A 1626-nucleotide genomic window follows, 5' to 3' on the forward strand; every position below is an offset into this window, starting at 1 on the left:
ACTCAACCTCCTTATCATCTTCTATCCTTATCTTATCACATCCGGACTTCTATGAAAAGAGCTATAAATCTCTATTTATTGGCTTATCCACCAATTCAAATAATCTTGAGCCATAATCTCTCCTCATTATTCTACTGTTTACTGGAGTGGTCAGTATATCAATTATCGATTGTTTCAGATGTTCTATTCCCTCTAATTCTTTCCCTGTTTTAGCATCCATTCCTCTCATTTTTCGACTACTTTAATTTTTTTTATTTTGAAAACACACTTTGATTTTTACTTACTACTTGAAAACTACAGGACGCCACATCACCTGTTCTCGCTACACCAATACCATTTACAAATACGCTATTTGATCCTTGCGTTAGTGTCTCTCCCATAGTTAAGGTATCACTTCTATGACAGACAGATCTACCATTAATACGCACATCTTTACTCCCGCTTACGCAAACATGAATAGGTACTCCAGTACAATTATCCCCTACACAAACGATTGCTTTACCTATATGCTAGTTTAGATCTATCCTCCTTCCCTTAAGTTTTATTCTTTCTTTTGTCATTTCTATACTCGATTTCCCAGCTTTTAGTGTTATTTTGTCTACTACTTCAATCTCTAAATGATGTTTTTCCTTATCATATAACAATCTTGTTCCATCTTGAAACTTCACACTATTTATTTCTTTTTTATTCTCTGGTACAGGGTATTTTTCCTGATATATTCCTCCTAATACCACTCCTAATGATAGTTCACCAAGAGGAGAAAATATCATAACCTGTTCATCAATATCTGGCGGAGACCAATCTCTATCTTTTCCTGCTTTACTTGTTATCCACGGTAAATAATCTGTTAAAAATTCTCCTATTTTCACTCTTACTTTTGCTTTTTCATAATCTATTTCTTTTACAATTCCTATACGAATAACGTTTGCTAGCTTCCTATTCAGCTCTGAAATCGCAAAACTATGATCCAACATTTATATTTCCTACGTTTATTGTATGTGGTTTAATTTTCCCTCTAACCAGACTGATTCTCCCACATGCAGATAGTGGACCCATTCAATCAACCACACCAAATATGCATCTAATTCGGGTCTAAATCCATCAGGCTCTGCAGAAAGAAATTCAGCCGGAGATACATTCTTTTCCCAGGTATTCTTGTTCACTACTCTTGCTACTTCTGCTGCTAATGACCTTACAACTAACGAGGAATCCTCGACTGTTCCATCAACTACAATTCTCGCTTCAAATCTTGCTTTTAGGGCTAATTCCTCTGTTCCAGGATCTTTTCCCGATTCTAAACTCACAAGCTCTACAAATAACGCTGGCGCTACTAATTCTTTTCTTATCGATGGATAAATTTCACAAGTTTGAATTGCTGGTATTTCTCTCTTCAGCGTGGTACAAATTTTATCATGTAAATCTTTCAAATTCATCCTTTATAGCTCAATTCACGTTCAAAAAACTTTGTAAAGACTTCTTCAACTTCATAATTAACAAGATTCCCTATTATCCTTGAAGCCTCTGGTTCCAGTGGTAGTTTTACTTCCTTTATTGGCAATGCTGCTCTTCCTTCACGTTTAAACATACCGCTATTTCCTTTTGGCATAACTGCTGCAAATCCTCCTA

Annotated in this window: 2 protein-coding genes and 3 pseudogenes; all 5 read right to left on the reverse strand. The window is 35.6% G+C overall.

Going from position 1 to position 1626, the window contains the following annotated elements:
* Positions 1 to 67: 67 nt before the first annotated feature.
* Positions 68 to 229: pseudogene (locus ACIPNH_RS01390) on the reverse strand (GPW/gp25 family protein); the annotation flags it as partial.
* Between the two features lie 22 nt (positions 230 to 251).
* Positions 252 to 428: a PAAR domain-containing protein gene (locus ACIPNH_RS01395; protein WP_400771199.1), complete on the reverse strand. Its 177-nt coding sequence runs from the start codon at positions 426 to 428 to the stop codon at positions 252 to 254.
* A gap of 81 nt (positions 429 to 509) precedes the next feature.
* Entirely contained in the window at positions 510 to 974 is a 465-nt protein-coding gene (locus ACIPNH_RS01400) for a phage baseplate assembly protein V (protein ID WP_400771202.1), read from the reverse strand.
* Positions 961 to 1433, reverse strand: a pseudogene (locus ACIPNH_RS01405) (hypothetical protein). The gene ACIPNH_RS01400 and the pseudogene ACIPNH_RS01405 overlap by 14 nt, the downstream one beginning before the upstream one ends.
* Positions 1430 to 1626, reverse strand: a pseudogene (locus tag ACIPNH_RS01410) (phage tail protein); the annotation flags it as partial. The pseudogenes ACIPNH_RS01410 and ACIPNH_RS01405, both read right to left, overlap by 4 nt.

The organism is Wolbachia endosymbiont of Drosophila barbarae (assembly GCF_044752445.1).
Lineage (GTDB): Bacteria > Pseudomonadota > Alphaproteobacteria > Rickettsiales > Anaplasmataceae > Wolbachia > Wolbachia pipientis.

Excerpts from the sequence above, each read along its gene's own strand:
- ACIPNH_RS01400 (WP_400771202.1), bottom strand. The coding sequence starts at position 974 with ATGTTGGATCATAGTTTTGCGATTTCAGAGCTGAATAGGAAGCTAGCA.